The 19,269-nt window shown below is 64.2% G+C and carries 9 protein-coding genes; all 9 read left to right on the top strand.

Annotated features, from left to right (window positions below):
* Positions 1-103: 103 nt before the first annotated feature.
* The 9 genes from J2W94_RS05885 to J2W94_RS05845 all read left to right on the top strand — a co-directional run bounded on the left by J2W94_RS05885 (position 104) and on the right by J2W94_RS05845 (position 19,171).
* The gene (locus tag J2W94_RS05885; RefSeq protein WP_310091603.1) at positions 104-1,204 is read left to right on the top strand and encodes an ABC transporter ATP-binding protein; all 1,101 of its coding nucleotides are present in this window, start codon (positions 104-106) and stop codon (positions 1,202-1,204) included.
* 299 nt (positions 1,205-1,503) lie between these two features.
* Entirely contained in the window at positions 1,504-5,019 is a 3,516-nt protein-coding gene (gene smc / locus J2W94_RS05880; RefSeq protein WP_310091020.1) for a chromosome segregation protein SMC, read from the top strand.
* Positions 5,020-5,144: 125 nt separating this feature from the next.
* Positions 5,145-5,870, top strand: a complete 726-nt coding sequence (gene zipA, locus J2W94_RS05875) for a cell division protein ZipA (protein ID WP_310091018.1) — start codon at positions 5,145-5,147, stop codon at positions 5,868-5,870.
* A gap of 150 nt (positions 5,871-6,020) precedes the next feature.
* A complete protein-coding gene (gene ligA / locus J2W94_RS05870) occupies positions 6,021-8,360 on the top strand; it encodes an NAD-dependent DNA ligase LigA (protein WP_310091015.1) in 2,340 nt (779 codons plus the stop codon).
* Complete coding sequence (epmA, locus tag J2W94_RS05865) at positions 8,357-9,340, top strand: EF-P lysine aminoacylase EpmA (RefSeq protein ID WP_310091014.1); 984 nt, start codon at positions 8,357-8,359, stop codon at positions 9,338-9,340. The genes ligA and epmA overlap by 4 nt, the downstream gene beginning before the upstream one ends.
* A 121-nt stretch (positions 9,341-9,461) precedes the next feature.
* The gene (locus J2W94_RS05860; protein WP_310091601.1) at positions 9,462-10,133 is read left to right on the top strand and encodes a DUF3011 domain-containing protein; all 672 of its coding nucleotides are present in this window, start codon (positions 9,462-9,464) and stop codon (positions 10,131-10,133) included.
* A 41-nt stretch (positions 10,134-10,174) separates the two neighbouring features.
* Complete coding sequence (mtnA, locus tag J2W94_RS05855; RefSeq protein WP_310091011.1) at positions 10,175-11,233, top strand: S-methyl-5-thioribose-1-phosphate isomerase; 1,059 nt, start codon at positions 10,175-10,177, stop codon at positions 11,231-11,233.
* Between the two features lie 199 nt (positions 11,234-11,432).
* Positions 11,433-14,024, top strand: coding sequence for a DNA gyrase subunit A (gyrA, locus tag J2W94_RS05850; protein WP_310091009.1), 2,592 nt, complete (start codon positions 11,433-11,435; stop codon positions 14,022-14,024).
* 293 nt (positions 14,025-14,317) lie between these two features.
* Entirely contained in the window at positions 14,318-19,171 is a 4,854-nt protein-coding gene (locus J2W94_RS05845; RefSeq protein WP_310091599.1) for an alpha-2-macroglobulin family protein, read from the top strand.
* The last annotated feature ends 98 nt before the right edge of the window (positions 19,172-19,269 follow it).

Below are 19,269 nucleotides of genomic sequence, written 5' to 3'. Positions count from 1 at the left end.
ATAAAGCCAACTGCATCCCGATTGCCGCACGCGGCAATCGGGATGCATGCCAGCAGTCACCGGGAGGGCCGGCGACCGTCAGTACTTCATCGCCGGAGAGATGATGGCCAGCGTTCAACTAGATAACGTCCGCAAGATATACGACAACGGCCAGGTGGCCGTGCACGGCGCCAGTTTCGAAGTCGCCGACGGCGAACTGATGGTGCTGGTCGGGCCCTCGGGCTGCGGCAAGTCCACCTTGTTGCGGATGATCGCCGGCTTGGAAGACATCACCGCCGGCACGCTTTCCATCGGCGAGCGCGTGGTCAATGAAGTGGTGCCGAAGGACCGGGACATCGCCATGGTGTTCCAGAGCTATGCGCTGTATCCGCACATGACCGTGGCCGAGAACCTCGCCTTCGGGCTGAAGCTGCGCAAGTACGACAAGGCCACCATCGAGAAACGGGTCGCGGCGGCGGCCGAGACCCTGGGCCTGACGCTCATGATGGACAAGCTGCCGGGGCAGATGTCCGGCGGCCAGCGCCAGCGCGTGGCGCTGGGCCGGGCGCTGGTGCGCGAACCCTCGGTGTTCCTGCTGGACGAGCCGCTCTCCAATCTGGACGCCAAGCTGCGTCATTCGGTACGCACCGAGATCGCCCGCCTGCACCGGCAACTGGGCACGACCATGATCTACGTCACCCATGACCAGGTCGAGGCGATGACCTTGGGCCAGCGCATCGTGGTGATGAAAGACGGCGAGGTGCAGCAGATCGACACGCCGATGGCGCTGTATCTGAAGCCCGCCAACTTGTTCGTGGCTACCTTCATCGGCAGCCCGAAAATGAACTTGTTATGGGGCGAACTGCAGCAACGCGATGGCTTGCGTCTGGTCATCGCCGAGGGCGTTGAGTTGCTGTTGCAACCGCAACCCGCCATGGAAGCGATCTTGCAGACCTACGTCGGCAAACAATTGACGATAGGACTGCGGCCTGAAGACATGCATCTGGGGCCGCCAGGGGCGGGTCGCTTGCCGGCCAAGGTGGAAGTGGTCGAGCCGGTGGGCAACGAAGCCTTCCTCAATCTGGGCTGCGGCGGCTGCGATCTGGTGATCCGCCTGCCGCCCTACGATCTACCGGTAGTCGGTGGCCAGGTCCACCTGGGCTACGTCTCCGAACGCATGCATTTCTTCGACCCGGACAGCGGAATCCGCGTCGAGCCGGCTTAAGTCTGTCGTCGGAAGCGGCCCGCATCCGTGCGCTTTTGTCCGTGCTTTAGGGGACAGAGCTTGCCCGGCTGCCTTGCCACCAGGATCAAGAGCAGCCGCGCAAGCTCGGCCCCACAAGACAATGGCTTGCGACGGGAGGCGCTCACGCCCTGCGGCCCGTTATACTCCTTGGTTGGTGCTTTGTTCGCAGACCACCTTCGCAAGTTAAATCAGTAACTTGGCGTCGAAATATAATCCCGATTACTAAATGTGGCAGCGCGCCGGCCAATCCGGCCGCGATGCCCGGAAGCAACCGCCGCATGCGCCTTTCCACCATCAAGCTGTCCGGTTTCAAATCCTTCGTCGATCCGACCACCCTGCATCTGCCCACCAACATGACCGGCGTGGTCGGTCCCAACGGCTGCGGCAAATCCAACATCATCGACGCCGTGCGCTGGGTGATGGGCGAGAGCTCGGCCAGCCGTCTGCGCGGCGATTCGCTGACCGACGTGATCTTCTCCGGCTCGGCCGCGCGCAAGCCGGTGTCGCAGGCCACGGTCGAGCTGATCTTCGACAACAGCGACCACACCATCGCCGGCGAATTCGCCGCGTTCAACGAGATCTCGGTCAAGCGTCTGGTCAGTCGCGACGGCACCAGCAACTACTACCTCAACGGCACCAAGTGCCGCCGCCGCGACATCACCGACCTGTTCCTGGGCACTGGGCTGGGCCCGCGCAGCTATTCGATCATCGAGCAGGGCATGATCAGCCAGATCATCGAGGCGCGCCCGGAAGACCTGCGTATCTATCTGGAAGAAGCGGCCGGCATCTCCAAATACAAGGAGCGCCGCAAGGAAACCGAAACCCGCATCCGCCATACCCGCGAAAACCTCGACCGCTTGGGCGATCTGCGCGAAGAGATCACCAAGCAGCTGGAACACCTCAAGCGCCAGGCCCGCCAGGCCGAGCAGTACCAGGCGTTGCAGGAAGAACGGAAGATCAAGGACGCCGAGTGGAAGGCGCTGGAATACCGCGGCCTGGACGGCGAATTGCAGAAACTGCGCGAAGGCCTGTCGCAGGAAGAGACCAAGCTGCAGCAGCTGATCGCCGAACAGCGCGAGGCCGAACGTCAGCTGGAAACCGGTCGGGTCGGGCGCGAATCGGCCAGCGACGCCTTGAACAAGGCGCAAGGCGAGGTTTACCAGGTCGGCAGCGCGCTGGCCCGCATCGAACAGCAGATCCAGCACCAGCGCGAACTCGCCGAGCGCCTGCAGAAGGCCCGCGACGAAGCGCAGAACGCGCTCTCCGAACTCGGCCAGCACATCAGCGGCGACGAAACCAAGCTCGCCGTGCTGCGCGAATCCGTGGCCGAGGCCGAGCCGCAACTGGCGCAGTTGCAGGAAGACGATCAGCACAAGCAGGAAGCCCTGCGTGAAGCGGAAACCAAGCTCTCAGACTGGCAGCAGCGCTGGGAAGGCCACAGCCGCGAATCCTCCGAGGCCGCGCGTGCCGGCGAAGTCGAACGCACCCGCGTCGACTACTTGGACAAGCAGTCGCTGGAAGCCGACCGTCGCCGCGAGATCCTGACCAGCGAACGCAGTGGTCTGGATCTGGACGCGCTGGCCGCGGCTTTCGAACAGGCGCAGTTGCAGCACGAAACCCAGAAGGCGTCGCTGGACGGGCTCAATACCGATCTGGAAACCCGCAAGCAATCCGTCGGCGCATTGCAGGAACAGCAGCGCGGCGCGCAGTCGGAGCTGGCGGAAGTCCGCAAGAACACCCAGGCCGCGCGCGGCCGACTGTCCTCGCTGGAAACCCTGCAGCACGCGGCGTTGGGCCAGGAGCAGGGCGCGGCGGTGGCGTGGCTCAAATCGCGAGGGCTCGATTCTGCTGCGCGCGTCGGTGAAAAGCTGACCGTCGAATCGGGCTGGGAAAACGCCGTCGAAGGCGCGCTCGGCCAGCTGATCGAGGGCGTTCTCGTCGATGCCCCTGAAACGCTGGTCGAAGCGCTGGGCGAACTCGGCGAAGGCCGGATCGCACTGGTGTCTTCCGATGACGACGGTTCTTCCTTCGCGCCGACTTCGCTTGCGGCGAAAGTACAGGGCCCACTGGCGATCCGTCGCCTGCTCGCGCGTTTGCACGTCGCCGAGGACCTGGCCGAAGCACGCCGCCTGCTGCCGAAACTCGGCGAGGGCGGGCATACCGATCAATCGGTCATCACCCGCAGCGGCGAACGCATGGGCGCCGGTTGGGTGCGCGTGTTGCGTTCGGGCGCGGCCAAGCAGGGCGCCTTGCTGCGCGAGCGCGACATCCAGTCGCTGCGCGTGGAAATCGAAGCGTTGCAGAAGCGCGAAGCCGAACTCGACCAATTGCTGACCAGCTTCCGCGACCAGTTGCTCGCCGCCGAACAGCACCGCGAGGACGCGCAGCGCGCGCTCTACATCGCCCACCGCGGCGTTTCCGAACTCGCCGGCCAGTTGCAGAGCCAACAGGGCAGGGTCGAATCCGCACGCAACCGCATCGACCGCATCGACGGCGAACTGCTGCAGCTGCATGAAACCCTCGACAACAGCCGCGAGCAGGCCCGCGAGGCCCGTTCCAGGCTTGAGGACGCCATCAGCCGCATGGCCGAACTGGAAACCGCACGCCAGTCGCTGGATGCCGAGCGCCGCCAGTTGGCCGAAGCGCGCGACGCCGCGCGCGATGCGGCCCGCAGTTCTCGCGACAGCGCCCATGCGCTGGCGCTGACCCTGGAATCCCAACGCACCCAGATCGTGGCCTTGAGCCAGGCCTTGGAACGCATGAGCGGCCAGCGCGGCCAGCTCGATTCGCGCCTGGGCGAACTTTCCTCGCAGTTGAGCGCCGGCGACTCTCCGGTCGAATCGCTGGAAAACGAACGCCAGGCCGCCCTGGAGCAACGCGTGCTGGCCGACCGCCAGTTGGGCGAAGCGCGCGCGGCGCTGGAGGGTATCGACAACGACCTGCGCAACTTCGAGCAGGTGCGCCACCAGCGCGATGAGCAGTCGCTGACCCAGCGCGAGGTGATTTCGCAGCGCAAGCTGGACCAGCAGGCGCTGAGCCTGAAGGCCGAGCAGCTGTCGGGCGCCGTGGTCAAAGCGGGATTCGTGCTGGAAGACGTCATCAACAGCCTGCCCGAAGTCGCCGCCGTGGCCGACTGGGAGCAGGCGGTCGGCAACATCGACGGCAAGATGCGCCGGCTGGAGCCGGTGAACCTGGCCGCGATCCACGAGTACGGCGAAGCCTCACAGCGCTCCGAATACCTGGAGGCGCAAAACGCCGATCTGACCTCGGCGCTGGAGACCCTGGAAGAGGCGATCCGCAAGATCGACCGCGAGACCCGCGGCCGCTTCAAAGACACTTTCGACCGGGTGAATTCTGGCGTGCAGGAACTTTATCCGCGCCTGTTCGGCGGCGGCCACGCCTATCTGGAGCTGACCGGAGAAGATTTGCTGGACACCGGCGTGGCGATCATGGCCCGTCCGCCCGGCAAGCGCGTCTCCAATATCTCGCTGCTCTCGGGCGGCGAGAAGGCGATGACCGCGGTGGCGCTGGTATTCGCCATCTTCCAGCTCAATCCTGCGCCGTTCTGCTTGCTGGACGAGGTCGACGCCCCGCTGGACGAGGCCAACGTCGGCCGTTTCACCGCCATGGTCAAGGAAATGAGCGAGAAGGTGCAGTTCCTGTTCGTCAGCCACAACAAGTCGACCATGGAAGCCGCACACCAGCTCAGTGGCGTTACCATGCGGGAGCCTGGCGTCAGCCGTCTGGTCTCGGTGGACCTGGAAGAGGCCGCACGCCTGGCCGGCGCCGCCTGATTTTGGGCGACATGGCCTTGGGCGGCACGACCCTTGCAAACAGGACCCTGAAAAGCGCGATCTTGATAAGCACGGCTTTGACAAGCACGATCCCCTCAGCGACCCCCGCGCGGAGAAACAGATAAATGTCCGACATGGCCTTGCTTAGAATCGGCATCCTGATCGCAGGCGTGCTGCTGATCGTGGCGATCGTCTTCTTCGGCCGCCCCAAGAAATCGAAACAGGGCAAACGCATCGAGCCCGGCGAACGCGATGGCGCGCGCACTGAGCCCAGCCTGGCCGGGGACCTTTCCGCGGACGGTTCGGGCCTGGATTACAGCAGCGATGCGGTTTCCCAGCCGGAACTGGGCCTGCCCGGCGGCGCCATCGAAAGCGATCTGGGCAAGCGTCCCAGCCAGGATTTCGACAAAATCGTCTCGCTCTACGTCGCCGCGCGTGCCGGCCATACCCTGCGTGGCGAGGACATCGTCGTCGCCGCGGAAAAAACCGGCCTGACCTTCGGCCATATGAACGTGTTCCACCGTCTGGTCGAAAACCATCCCGAGCGCGGCCCCATCTTCAGCATGGCCAATATCCTGCAGCCCGGCAGTTTCGACATGGCCAACATCCGCGAACTGGAAACGCCGGCCATCGCTTTCTTCCTCACGCTGCCGGCGCCGCTGACCGCGTTGGACGCCTGGGAGAAGCTGCTGCCCAATGTGCAGCGCATGGCCGAGCTGCTGGACGGCGTGGTCCTGGACGACAGCCGCAACGCGCTGGGCCGCCAGCGCATCATGCATATCCGCGAGGAGCTGCGCGCCTACGACCGCCAGCACGAAGCGCCGCCGCTGACCAAGTCGCCGCGCTGGTGATTGAGCCCCTCTCCCTGCGGGAGAGGGGTTGGGGTGAGGGTACGGCGAAGCCATGATGGTTACGACGACACTGACTCCGCCGTACCCTCATCCGGCGCTACGCGCCACCTTCTCCCGAGGGGAGAAGGGCTCGAAAAGCCGCTACTGCATATGACTAACCCAGCCACCCGCGCCACCAAACTCCGCCAACAGCTCGACGACGCCAGCTACCGCTACCACGTCCTCGACGAACCCAATATCCCGGACGCCGAGTACGATCGGCTGCTGCGCGAGCTGGACGAGCTGGAGGCCGCGCACCCGGAGCTGGCGACGCCCGATTCCCCGACCCAGCGCGTCGGCAATGCCCCGTCCTCGAAGTTCGCTGAAGTCCGCCACGCCATTCCCATGCTTTCGCTGGGCAATGCCTTCAGCGAAGCCGAGGTGCGCGACTTCGTGCGCCGCATCGAGGAAAAACTGAAGCGCCCAGTGCTGGAATTCTCGGCGGAACCGAAACTCGACGGCCTCGCCATCAGTCTTCGTTACGAAAAGGGCCGCTTCGTGCAAGGCGCCACCCGCGGCGACGGCGCCAGTGGCGAGGACGTCACCGCCAATCTGCGCACGGTGAAAGCCATTCCGTTGCACCTGCGCGGAAAAGGCTGGCCCGCGATCCTCGAAGTGCGAGGCGAGGTGTACATGCCGCGCGCCGCTTTCGAGAAATACAACGAGCAGGCGCGTCTGCACGGCGGCAAAGTACTGGCCAATCCGCGCAACGGCGCCGCGGGATCGCTGCGCCAACTCGACCCGCGCCTGACCGCGCAGCGCCCGCTGGCCTTCTTCGCTTATGGCGTCGGCTTGGTCGAGGGCGGCGCGTTGCCGGACACGCATTCGGCGACGCTCAAGCAGCTGCGCGAATGGGGGTTCCCGGTCAGTTCGGAATCGAAAGTGGTCGAGGGCGTCCAAGGCCTGCTCGATTACTACGGGCGGATCGGCGGCAAACGCGATGCGCTGGCCTTCGACATCGACGGCGTGGTCTACAAGCTGGACGACAACGCCGGCCAGCGCGAGATGGGTTTCGTCTCGCGCGCGCCGCGCTGGGCGATCGCGCATAAGTTCCCCGCCCAGGAACAGTCCACCACGGTCGAGGCCATCGAGATACAGATCGGCCGCACCGGCGCGGCCACGCCGGTCGCACGCTTGAAGCCTGTGCAGGTCGCCGGTGTGGTCGTCACCAACGCGACCCTGCATAACGCCGACCAGATCGCGCGACTGGACGTGCGCGTGGGCGATACGGTGATCGTGCGCCGCGCCGGCGACGTGATCCCGGAAGTGGTCAACGTGATGCTGGAGCAACGGCCGAAAGGCGCCAAGCCGTGGAAGATGCCTGCGGCTTGCCCCATCTGCGGTTCGGAGATCGTGCGCGAAGAAGGGGAAGCGGCTTGGCGCTGTTCGGGCGAGTTGAGTTGTCCGGCGCAGCGCAAGGAAGCTATCCGCCATTTCGCCTCGCGACGGGCGATGGATGTCGACGGCCTGGGCGACCGTTTCATCGAGGCACTGTCCGACCTGGGTTACCTGCAATCGGTGGCGGACCTGTACAAACTGACCCTGGAAGACCTGCTGGAAATGAAACGTCGCGCGGACGAGCGCGATGGCACCACGCCGGAGACGGTCAAAGCGGGAAAAGTCGCCACCAAATGGGCGGAGAACCTGATCGAGGCCGTCGATCGCAGCCGCAACACCACGCTGGAGAGGTTCCTGTTCGCTCTCGGCATCCAGCATGTCGGCGAAAGCACCGCCAAAGCATTGGCGGCATGGTTCGGCGATCTGCAAGTGATCCGGCACCTGCCATGGCCTTTGTTCAAGCATGTCCCGGATGTCGGCGGCGAGGTCGCGCGTTCCATCGGCCATTTCCTGGACCAGCCCGGCAACCAGCAGGTCATCGACGAGTTGCTGGCGCGAGGGGTGAAGATTTCCGATGCGCATCCGCCGACCGCGAAACTGCGCGAAGGCCTGGACGTCGCGACATTGCTGGTGGACCTGGAAATTCCCAAGGTCACCCGCGTCCGCGCCGAACAACTCGGCAACGCCTTCGGCACGGCGCAGGCGCTGGTGGATGCGCCTGCGCATCAGTTCGTAAGCGCTGGCTTGCCTTCCGAATCCGCCAATGCGTTGGCGACGTGGCTTGAGGTACCGGACAACGCCAGCCTGTTGCTGCGAAGCGGTGATGCCATCGGCCAGCTGCTGGCCGCAGTTCCTGAAACGGAAGCCATCGTCGCAGGGCCGCTGGATGGCAAGACCGTGGTCTTGACCGGCAGCCTGTCCTCGATGAGTCGCGACGAAGCCGGAGAGAAACTCGAAGCGCTGGGCGCCAAGGTCGCAGGCAGCGTTTCCAAGAAGACCAGCCTGGTGGTGGCAGGCGAGGCGGCCGGATCCAAGCTTGCCAAAGCAGAGGAACTCGGGGTCGAAGTATGGGATGAGCAGAGGTTGTTGGATTTTCTGGCAAAGCATTCATGACGCAAAGGAAGCAGCGTGCCACGCCGCCTGCCAACCTCGATGCGCTGCGCCTGCGCGCGGCGGTCAACGCGCTGTTCCGCCTGTATTTCGCCGAACGCGACGTGTTGGAGGTGGAGACGCCCATCCTGTCGGAGGCCGGCAACACCGAACCCAATATCGAAAGCTTCACCACCCACTTCACCGGGCACTCCGAAGCGGGCGCGCGTACGCGCTGGATGCGCACCTCGCCCGAGTACCCGCTAAAACGTCTGCTCGCCGCGGGCGTGGGCGACTGTTATGAGCTGGGTCGCGTGTTCCGCAACGGCGAGGCGGGCGGACGCCATAACCCCGAGTTCACGATGCTCGAATGGTATCGCGTGGGCTGGGACCACCTGCAGCTGATCGAGGAAACCGTGCAACTGGTGCAACGCGCACTCGGCCTGATCCGCCGCGAAGCCGAAGTGGTTTCCTGCACTTACCTCGAGCTGTTCCAACAAGGGCTCGGCCTGAATCCGTTCACTGCTTCCGACCAGCAACTGCGCGCGCCTTTGTCCGCACACAGCATCGACGCAGAGGGGCTGACGCGCGACGACTGGCTGGACCTGCTGATCACCCACCTGCTGCAACCTGCGTTCCCGGCGGACCGCATTACCGTGGTCCGCGACTGGCCCGCGTCGCAGTGCGCGTTGGCCAGAATCCGCCCCGGCGATCCGCCGCTGGCCGAACGCTTCGAGTTGTACTTGGGCAGTCACGAACTGGCCAACGGGTACCACGAACTGACCGATGCGACCGAGCAACGCCTGCGTTTCATGCGCGATCTGTCGGTGCGCGAGTCGAGGATCGCGTCGCTGCCGCCAGTGGACGAACGCCTGCTCGACGCCATGGCCGGTGGGTTGCCCGCGTGCGCGGGAGTAGCGCTGGGCGTGGATAGATTGCTCATGGCCATGATGGGCACCGACCGCATTGCCGATGTGCTGGCTTTCCGATTCAGGGAAGCCTGAATGGATATCGGCGGATCGGGCGTTGAGGCGCCTTATTTTTCATATTCGTTAACGGGATTCGTGTGACTCTGTCGCTGGCGTTACGGGGGCAAGCATGAAACTCCTTTCGAAAGTCTGCTTGGTGCTGCTGCTGGCATGTTCGGCCGATGCGTTCGGCGAACCGCCAACGGCCAGCGGCATGCGTTTTCGTTGCGAATCCGACCGCACCGAGCAGCACTACTGCGAGGTGGATACCGACGAAGGGATCACTTTGGTCAAGCAGTTGTCGAAAACGCCCTGCATGCAAGGGCGTAACTGGGACTACGATCGGCACGGAGTCTGGGTGTCGCACCGTTGCCGCGCCGAATTCATTACCGGCAAGTCGGTCCCGGTAGAGGACAAGGTCGACGGCACGCTGGTGCGCTGTGAATCCCGGGCCAATCGTGTGGAACACTGTCTCGCGGAAACCCGCAATGGCGTGCGCCTGACGCGGCTGTTGTCCGACTCGGATTGCGTCGAAAACCTGGACTGGGGCTACGACGAGACCGGTATCTGGACAGCGCGCGGGTGCCGGGCCGAATTCAGGGTGGGCAAAACCGACGCCACCGCGTCACCCATAGAGACCCGTTCGACGAAACTCCTGTGCGAATCCGATGACAGGCAGCGGAAGCGTTGCGAGGTAACGGTGGAAAAGGGAGTGGACCTTTTGCGCCAGCTGTCCCGGACGCGCTGCGTGAAAGGAACCAATTGGGGCTGGGACAGCGCGGGTATCTGGGTCGACAAAGGTTGCCGCGCGGAATTCGGCGTGTATTGAGCGCAACGCTTCGCTTACCGGCGATGATTTAAACTTGAGGCATGGAAAAAGATATCGACTATGCCCGCTACGACCGGATTCGCCCGATCCTCTGGACCGGGGAAACGCTTGATCTGCTGGACCAGCGCAAACTGCCTTTCCAGGTCGAACATCTCAGTTCCCGCAGCAGCGATGAAGTAGCCGCCGCGATCCATTCGCTGGCGGTCCGTGGCGCGCCGGCCATCGGCATTGCCGCGGGCTGGGGGGTGGTGCTGGCGGCACGCGAGATCGAGGCCGCCGATGGCGCCGAGGCGGCGCTCAAGCTGGAGCCGGCCCTGCAGAGGTTGAACGCAGCCAGGCCGACCGCGGTCAATCTGGCTTGGGCCTTGGCCCGCATGCGCCGGGTGCTGCAGCCCGCCGGTGCGGACTGGCAACAGGTGCTGGAGCGCGAGGCGCAGGCTATTGCGGAGGAAGACCTCGCCGCCAACCGCCACATGGGCGCGTTGGGCGCCGGCTTGATAGAACCCGGCAGCGGCGTGCTGACCCATTGCAATACCGGTTCGCTGGCCACGGCGGGCTTCGGTACCGCGCTCGGCGTGATCCGCGCCGGCGTCGCGCAGGACCGCATCGCCCGGGTATTCGCCGACGAAACCCGGCCCTGGCAGCAGGGCGCGCGGCTGACGGTCTGGGAACTGCAACAGGACGGGATCGACGCGACCCTGATCGCAGATTCCGCGGCATCGCACCTGATGAAGACCGGAGCGGTGCAGTGGGTAATCGTCGGCGCCGATCGGATCTGCGCCAACGGCGACACCGCCAACAAGATCGGGACCTACCAGCTGGCCATCGCCGCGCGCCATCACGGGGTCAGGTTCATGGTGGTGGCGCCGTCCTCGACGGTGGACATGGACACCGCCACTGGCGATCTGATCGAAATCGAGGAACGCGATCCGGGCGAAATGCTAGGCATCGGCGGGGTGCGCATCGTCGCTGAAGGCATCCGCGCCTGGAACCCGGTCTTCGACGTCACCCCGGGTGAGTTGATCGATGCCATCGTCACTGAGAAGGGCGTGATAGAGCAGCCGACCGCAGAAAAGATGCGGGCTGCTTTCGGTCATTGATTTTCCCTTCTCCCGGACGGAGAAGGAAAGACAGGCTACGGGAGCTGCAAGTGCTTGTTTTTCTGGAAAATACGCCTGCAGAAAAGCCCTGTTTTGTGGTACACTTTTCAGGTTGAAAATCCCACCGATTTCCGGCCCGCCGAACCTGCTTCGGCAGCCCGGTCTTTGGCCGTAGAAATAACCAGAAAACGGAACCCGAATGGCAGAACTCGCCAAGGAAATCATCCCGGTCAACCTCGAAGACGAGATGCGCCGCAGCTACCTGGACTACGCCATGAGCGTGATCGTGGGGCGCGCGCTTCCCGACGTACGCGATGGCCTGAAACCCGTGCATCGCCGCGTCCTGTTCGCGATGAACGAACTTGGCGCGCACAGCAACAAGGCCCACTTCAAGTCGGCGCGTATCGTCGGCGACGTGATCGGTAAGTACCACCCGCACGGCGACCAGTCGGTGTACGACACCCTGGTGCGCATGGCCCAGCCGTTCTCGCTGCGCTACCTGCTGGTGGACGGGCAGGGCAACTTCGGTTCGGTCGACGGCGACTCCGCCGCCGCCATGCGTTACACCGAGGCGCGCATGTCGCGCCTGACCGACCAGCTGATGGCGGACATCGACAAGGAAACCGTCGACTTCCAGCTCAACTACGACGAGAAGGAATACGAACCGACGGTCATGCCGACCCGGTTCCCGAACCTGCTGGTCAATGGCTCGGCCGGCATCGCGGTGGGCATGGCCACCAACATCCCGCCGCACAACCTCACCGAAATCATCGACGGCCTGATCGCGCTGATCAACGACCCGGAAATCGACGTCGATGGGTTGATGCAATACATCCCCGGCCCCGATTTCCCCACCGCGGGCATCATCAACGGCACCAGCGGGATAGTGGCTGGCTACCGCACCGGCCGTGGCCGGGTGCGCATGCGCGCCCGCGCCACCATCGAGGTCAACGACGACACCGGCCGCGAGTCGATCATCGTCACCGAGATCCCGTACCAGGTGAACAAGGCGCGGCTGATCGAGAAGATCGCCGAGCTGGTCAAGGAAAAGAAGCTGGAAGGCCTGAGCGAGCTGCGCGACGAGTCCGACAAGGACGGCATGCGCATCTACATGGAGGTCAAGCGCGGCGATTCGGCCGACGTGGTCCTCAACAACCTGTACCAGCAGACCCAGATGGAGTCGGTGTTCGGCATCAACATGGTGGCGCTGGTCGACGGCCGTCCGCAGACGCTGAACCTGAAGCAGATGTTGGAGGCGTTCATCCGCCACCGCCGCGAAGTGGTCACCCGCCGCACCATCTTCGAACTGCGCAAGGCCCGCGCCCGCGCGCACATCCTCGAAGGTCTGACCGTCGCGCTGGCCAACATCGACGAGATGATCGAACTGATCAAGACCTCGGCCAATCCCGGCGAAGCGCGCGAGCGCATGCTGGCCAAGACCTGGGAGCCCGGCTTGGTCGGCGCTTTGCTGGCGGCCACCGGCGCCGATACCTCGCGGCCGGAAGATCTGCCTGCTGGCGTCGGCTTCCTTGACGGCGCGTATCAGCTGACCGAGATCCAGGCCACCCAGATCCTGGAGATGCGGCTGCATCGCCTGACCGGTCTGGAGCAGGAAAAGCTGACCGAGGAATACAAGGAGCTGTTGGAAACCATCGGCGGCCTGATCCGCATCCTGGAAAACCCGGATGTGCTGCTGGAGGTGATCCGCACCGAACTGCTGAACATCAAGGAAGAGTTCGGCGACGCACGCCGCAGCGAAATCCGCCACAGCGAAGAAGACCTGGACATCCTGGACCTGATCGCGCCGGAAGACGTGGTGGTGACCCTGTCGCATGCCGGTTACGCCAAACGCCAGCCGGCCAGCGCCTATCGCGCCCAGCGCCGCGGCGGCCGTGGACGCAGCGCGGCGGCGACCAAGGAAGAGGATTTCATCGATCAGCTGTGGCTGGTCAACACCCACGACACCCTGCTGACCTTCACCAGCAGCGGGCGCGTGTTCTGGCTGTCGGTGTACCAGCTGCCGGAAGCAGGCTCCAATGCGCGAGGGCGTCCGATCATCAATTGGATTCCGCTGGAAGCCGGCGAACGCGTGCAGGCGGTGTTGCCGGTGCGCGAATACGCCGAAGGCCAGTACGTGCTGTTCGCCACCCAGGACGGCACAGTCAAGAAGACTCCGCTTACCGAGTTCGCCTACCGGCTGTCGCGCGGCAAGATCGCCATCAACCTGGACGAAGGCGACGCGCTCATCGGTGTGGCCCTGACCGACGGCAGCCGCGACGTGATGCTGTTCGCTTCCAACGGCAAGGCCGTGCGTTTCGCCGAGAAGGAAGTGCGCAGCACCGGCCGCAACACCACCGGTGTGCGCGGCATCCGTCTGGCCAAGGGCGAGCAGGTTCGCAGCCTGATCGTGGTCGAAGGCGACGGCGACATCCTGACCGCCAGCGAGCGTGGTTACGGCAAGCGCACTCCGGTCGAGGACTATCCGCGCAAGGGTCGCGGTACCCAGGGCGTGATCGCCCTGCAGACTTCGGCGCGAAACGGCCAGTTGGTCGGTGCGGTGCAGCTGTCCGACCACCACGAAGTGCTGCTGATTTCCGACGGCGGCACTCTGGTGCGTACCCGCGCCGCGGAAATATCGCAGGTGGGCCGCAATACCCAGGGCGTGACCCTGATCAAGCTGGCCAAGGAAGAAACCCTGCAGGCGGTGGAGCGTCTGGATGCTTCGCTGGACGAGGACGACGACGTGGTTGCAGATAGCGCGTCACTGCCGAGCCTCACCCCGGAAGCCTGAGCGAAGTAACCCCCCTTTGCAAAAGGGTGATCGAGGGGGATTTGCTTTTCGCGCCAAGAGCAAATCCCCCGTAGCCCCCTTTTCCAAAGGGGGCAAAGCAGAGTCGATCAACAATTGTCGAGGGACAAGAATTCGCCCTCGCAGAATCTGAGTTGACTTGACCCCAAGCGGACCAGATTTGCGTTCTATACTGCCAATACAATCTGGGCAGGGAAATGCAAATGGAATCGGCATCTCGGGCAAAGTCGAACGCGCGTAACCGCTGGGTACGCGCGTTTTTCGTTTCGGCATTGATGCTGTTGGCGCTGGGCGCCTGCAAGCGCAACGAAACCGGGCAGCTTCCCGAGCCGAGCGGCGAACCGATCAAGGCGCAGAAGGAAGAGATCAAAGGCTTCGCGCTGGCCAGCATCTATCCGGACGAGCACGACGGCGATCTCTCCATCGCCCTGGAATTCAGCCGCCCGTTAGTGGGCTCGCAGAACTTCGACGATCTGCTGGTAGTGACCGACGACAAGGGGGCCATCGTCAAAGGCAGTTGGGTGCTGGACGAAAAGGGCCTGATCCTGCGCTTCCCGTACGTGGAGGCGGCCAAGGACTACGAGGTCCTGGTGCGCGCCGACCTGCTTGCCGCCGACGGCAACCGGCTGGGCAAGGAGCTGAAGGAGAAAGTCCATACCGGCCAGCTCGATCCCGCCGTGGGTTTCGCTTCGCAGGGCAGCGTGCTGCCGGCACGCGAAAGCCGCGGACTGCCGGTGGTGTCGATCAACGTCAAGGAAGTGGACGTGGAGTTCCTGCGCGTCAGCGAGAAGAACCTGCCCAAGTTCTTTTCCGAATACCAGCGTGGCGGCAGGCGCGGCAGTTGGGACCTGGATAGCGAGTACAACGACAACACGCCGATAGGCGAACTGGCCGAGCCGGTCTACGTCAACCGCTTCGTGCTGGGCGGCAAGCCCAACGAACGCATGCTGACCTACCTTCCCATCCAGGACATCAAGGAGCTGCAGGATCCCGGCCTGTATTTCGCGGTGATGAAGCGGACCGGCAAGTTCTCCGGCGATTTCGAAACCGCCTTCTTCACGGTCAGCGACATCGGCCTGCATGCACGCGCCTACAAAGACAAATTGTTCGTGCACACGGCCTCGTTGAACAATGGCGATGCCATCGGCGGCGTGGAGCTGAAGATCCTCGACCCCCAGGGCGAGGTGTTCCTGAAGGGCGAGACCGACAGCAACGGCAACGCGCTGCTCAACTACAAGCTCGATGCGGGACAGGTGCTGATCGCCAAGCGCGACAAGGACGTGTCCATGCTGCCGTTCAACCAGCCGGCGCTGGATCTGTCCGAGTTCTCGGTCGCGGGACGCGAGGCGGCCTGGTTCGATGTTTTCGCCTGGTCCGGGCGCGATCTCTATCGTCCGGGCGAAACCGTGCGCATCAATGCGCTGCTGCGGGACAACGACGGCAAGCCCACCAAACCACAGCCGATTTTCCTGCGCCTGAAGCAGCCGGACGGCAAGACCTTCCGCGAGACCCGCATCCAGCCGGGCGCGCAGGGCTATTTCAGTTTCGAACAGGCCATCCCGACGGAAGCGCCGACCGGACGCTGGCAGGTCGAATTCCGCACCGATCCGGCCAGCAAGGAAGCCGTGCAGGGCATGACCCTGCGCATCGAGGAATTCCTGCCCGAGCGCATGAAACTGGATCTGGAAGCCGCCCAGCAGGTGCTCAAGCCGGGCGAGCCGTTCAAGCTGAAGGCAAAGGCGGCGTATCTGTACGGCGCGCCGGCCGACGGCAACCGTTTCACCGCCAAGCTCGCGGTCGCAGTGGAGCAGCATCCGCTGGAGCAATTGCCCGGTTATTTCTTCGGCGATCCCACCTTGAGCTTGCCCAAGGAAGCCAAGGACATCATCGACACGACCTTCGATGCCGAAGGCGTCTACGAGGAAGACATCGCGCTGCCCGCCGAAGCCAAGCCCACCAGCACGATCGCGGCGGTCGTTTCCGGCAGCGTCTACGAAACCGGCGGCCGCACCGTCAACCGCACGCTCAAGCGCGTGCTGTGGCCGGCCAATGCGCTGGTCGGCGTGCGTCCGCTGTTCGACGACAAGGACGGCGCCGACGCCAACAGCAATGCGCGCTTCGAGCTGGTGCGCGTGGACGCTGCCGGCAAGCCGCAGCCGGCCAAGGGCCTCAAAGTCACGCTGGTACGCGAAATCCGCGACTACCACTGGAACTACGACGAAGATGATGGTTGGGATTACGACTTCACCCAACGCTTCGAGAACAAAGAAGTGAAGACCATCGACATCGGCGCCACTGCCGCCAAAGTCGATTACCCGGTGGAGTGGGGTGGGTACCGGCTGGAAGTATTCGATCCGGCGACCGGCCTGACCACGCGCTATCCGTTCAATGCAGGCTGGAGCTGGGACGACGAGAACCGCGGGCTGGATGCGCGTCCCGACAAGGTGAAGATCGCGCTGGACAAGACCGGCTACAAGGCCGGCGATACGCTCAAGGTCACGGTCACTCCGCCGCATCCCGGCAAGGGTCTGCTGATGGTCGAGAGCGACCGCATGCTTTACGTGCAGGAGATAGACGCCAAGCCGGGCAGCACTTTCGAGATCCCGGTGACCAAGGACTGGGAACGCCATGACGTGTACGTCACTGCGCTGGTATTCCGCGGCGGTTCCGTGCCCAGCAAGATCACTCCTGCGCGTGCCGTGGGCGTGGCGCATGTGCCGATGGATCGCAGGGCGCGCCGGGTCTCGGTAGGACTGGTCGCGCCGAAGCAGATGCGACCCGAGCAGGACCTGCCGGTCACCGTCAGCGTGCCCGAACTAGCCGGAAAGCAGGCGTTCGTGACCGTCTCGGCGGTGGATGTCGGCATCCTCAACATCACCCGCTTCCCGGTGCCCGACGCCAACGCGCAGTTCTTCGCCCAGCGTCGCCTGGGCGTGGATGCGTACGACGTGTACGGCCGCGTGATCGAGAGTTTCGAAGGCGATACCGCCAAGATCCGTTTCGGCGGCGACATGGCGCTGGCGGCGTTGCCGCAGGCCAAGCGCCCGACCTCGCGCGTGCAGACCGTGGACTTGTTCGCTGGCCCGGTGCAGTTGGATGCGAAGGGCAATGCGCGGGTCAAGTTGAAGGTTCCGGATTTCAACGGCACCTTGCGGGTGTCGGTGCTGGTGTACTCGGAGGATCGTTACGGCAACAAGGATCGCGAAACCCTGGTGCGCGCGCCCATCGTGGCCGAAGCCAGCCTGCCGCGCGTACTGGCGCCGGGCGACAAGAGCACGGTGACCCTGGATGTGCAGAATTTCACCGGGCAGCCGGGCGATTTCAAGGTGCAGGTGGATGGCATCGGTCCGTTGTCGATCGCGCAGGCTTCGCGCAGCGCCAAACTCGGCAAGGACGCCAAGACCACGCTCAGTTTCCCGATCACCGCGGGCGAGGGCTACACCACTGCGCAGGTGCGGGTGCGGGTGGACGGAGGCGGCTTCAAGGTGGACCGCAAGTACGACGTGCCGGTGCGCGCCGGCTGGCCGTCGGTGCTGCGTTCGCAGACGCGGGTGCTGGACACGCTGGCGCCGGTTGAACTGGGAAGCGGTTTCGCCGATGGCCTGATGACCGGTTCGGTCAACGTACGCATGATGGTCAGTGCGCTGCCGCCGATCCCGTTCGCCAGTGCCTTGCAAGGCGCGCTGGAGTATCCGTACGGTTGCGCCGAACAGACCACCAGCAAGGGCTATGCCGCGTTGGAGCTGGACGATGCGACGGCGAAGATGCTGGGCGTGAAGGGCCTGGATCCGAAGAAACGCCGCGAACGCATGGAGGGCGCCTTCGGTCGTCTGGCTTCCATGCAGGTGTCCACCGGCCATTTCTCGATGTGGGGCGATGACGGCTACGTCAATCCGGGCCTGACGCCTTACATCGTGGAGTTCCTGTTGGATGCGAAGGAGGGCGGCTTCGCTGTGCCGGATACGGTGCTGCAGAAAGCCTTGACCCGCCTGAGCGAGGACCTGCTGGCCGGCGGTGCGCAGTTCTATGGCTACGATTCGCGCGACCATCTCAAATTCGCCAGCCAGGCCTATTCCGGTTATGTGCTGGCCCGGGTGAACCGCGCGCCACTGGGCACGCTGCGTGCGCTATACGATAACGAGCGCGGCAAGAGCCTCACCGGACTGCCATTGGTCCACCTGGGCATCGCGCTGTCGCTGCAAGGCGACAAGAAGCGAGGCGAGAAGGCGATCGCCGATGGCTTCGCCAAGGCCGGCGACCGTCCGGGCTATCTGGGCGACTACGGCAGCCGCGTGCGCGACGACGCCTTGATGATCGCGTTGGTGCACGAGCGCAAGCTGTCCAAGCCGGCTTACGATGCGCGTTCGGTCGCGCTGGGCCGGGAACTGGACGCGCGACGCAACAGCGGCTGGATGTATCTCAGCACGCAGGAGCAGGTGGCGCTGGCGCGTCTGGGCAAAGCCTTGATGGCGGATCAGAAGAAGCTCGTTTCCGGCAGCTACAGCGTAGGCGGCGAAAGCGAAAGCATTGCGCCGACCAAGCTGTTCGGCCGTGGGTTCGACTACGCCACTCTGGCCAAGGGCGTGAAGTTCACCCCGGAGGGCGCGCCGCCGCTGTTCGCCAGCTTGGAAATCGCCGGCATTCCGCGCAGTGCGCCGGCTTTCGACAACAAGCAGATCGGTATCGAACGCAGCTATTACACGACCGATGGCAAGGAGTGGAAGGGCAGCACCTTGAAGGAGGGCGAGGCATTGATCGTGCGGGTCAGCATCACCGCCAACGTAAGCATGCCCGACGCTTTGTTCACCGATCTGCTGCCGGCCGGTCTTGAGATCGAGAACTTCAACCTGGGCGACGCCAAGCAGTGGGCGGACGTAGTGGTGGACGGCATCAACATCACAGACCGCTCCGGCTCGGCCGACGTCAAGCACGAGGAGTACCGCGACGATCGTTACGTGGCCGCCTTGAAGCTGGATCGCGGCGACGCCGCCAAGGTGTTCTACCTGGTCCGTGCGGTCACCCCTGGCACCTACAGCGTGCCGCCGCCGCTGGTGGAAGACATGTACCGCCCGGATATCCGCGGCGTGGGCAAGTCGACGCCGGCTTCGATCACGGTGGTGCAGCCGTGATCGGTGGTTGGCAGGATAATTAACCGACGTCATCCCGGCGCAAGCCGGGATCCATCTTGATCTTGCTCCTGGTTCTCTCTTGTCCGGATGGTTCAAAA

The sequence above is a fragment of the Pseudoxanthomonas sacheonensis genome, from assembly GCF_031455975.1.
Classification (GTDB): domain Bacteria; phylum Pseudomonadota; class Gammaproteobacteria; order Xanthomonadales; family Xanthomonadaceae; genus Pseudoxanthomonas_A; species Pseudoxanthomonas_A sacheonensis_A.
The sequence above is the reverse complement of the archived record's forward strand: the minus strand, read 5'-3'. Positions and strand labels throughout refer to the sequence as shown.

Coding starts and splice junctions, on each gene's coding strand:
- epmA (WP_310091014.1), top strand. CDS start 8,357: ATGACGCAAAGGAAGCAGCGTGCCACGCCGCCTGCCAACCTCGATGCG.
- smc (WP_310091020.1), top strand. CDS start 1,504: ATGCGCCTTTCCACCATCAAGCTGTCCGGTTTCAAATCCTTCGTCGAT.
- zipA (WP_310091018.1), top strand. CDS start 5,145: ATGTCCGACATGGCCTTGCTTAGAATCGGCATCCTGATCGCAGGCGTG.
- ligA (WP_310091015.1), top strand. CDS start 6,021: ATGACTAACCCAGCCACCCGCGCCACCAAACTCCGCCAACAGCTCGAC.
- gyrA (WP_310091009.1), top strand. CDS start 11,433: ATGGCAGAACTCGCCAAGGAAATCATCCCGGTCAACCTCGAAGACGAG.
- J2W94_RS05885 (WP_310091603.1), top strand. CDS start 104: ATGGCCAGCGTTCAACTAGATAACGTCCGCAAGATATACGACAACGGC.
- J2W94_RS05845 (WP_310091599.1), top strand. CDS start 14,318: ATGCTGTTGGCGCTGGGCGCCTGCAAGCGCAACGAAACCGGGCAGCTT.
- mtnA (WP_310091011.1), top strand. CDS start 10,175: ATGGAAAAAGATATCGACTATGCCCGCTACGACCGGATTCGCCCGATC.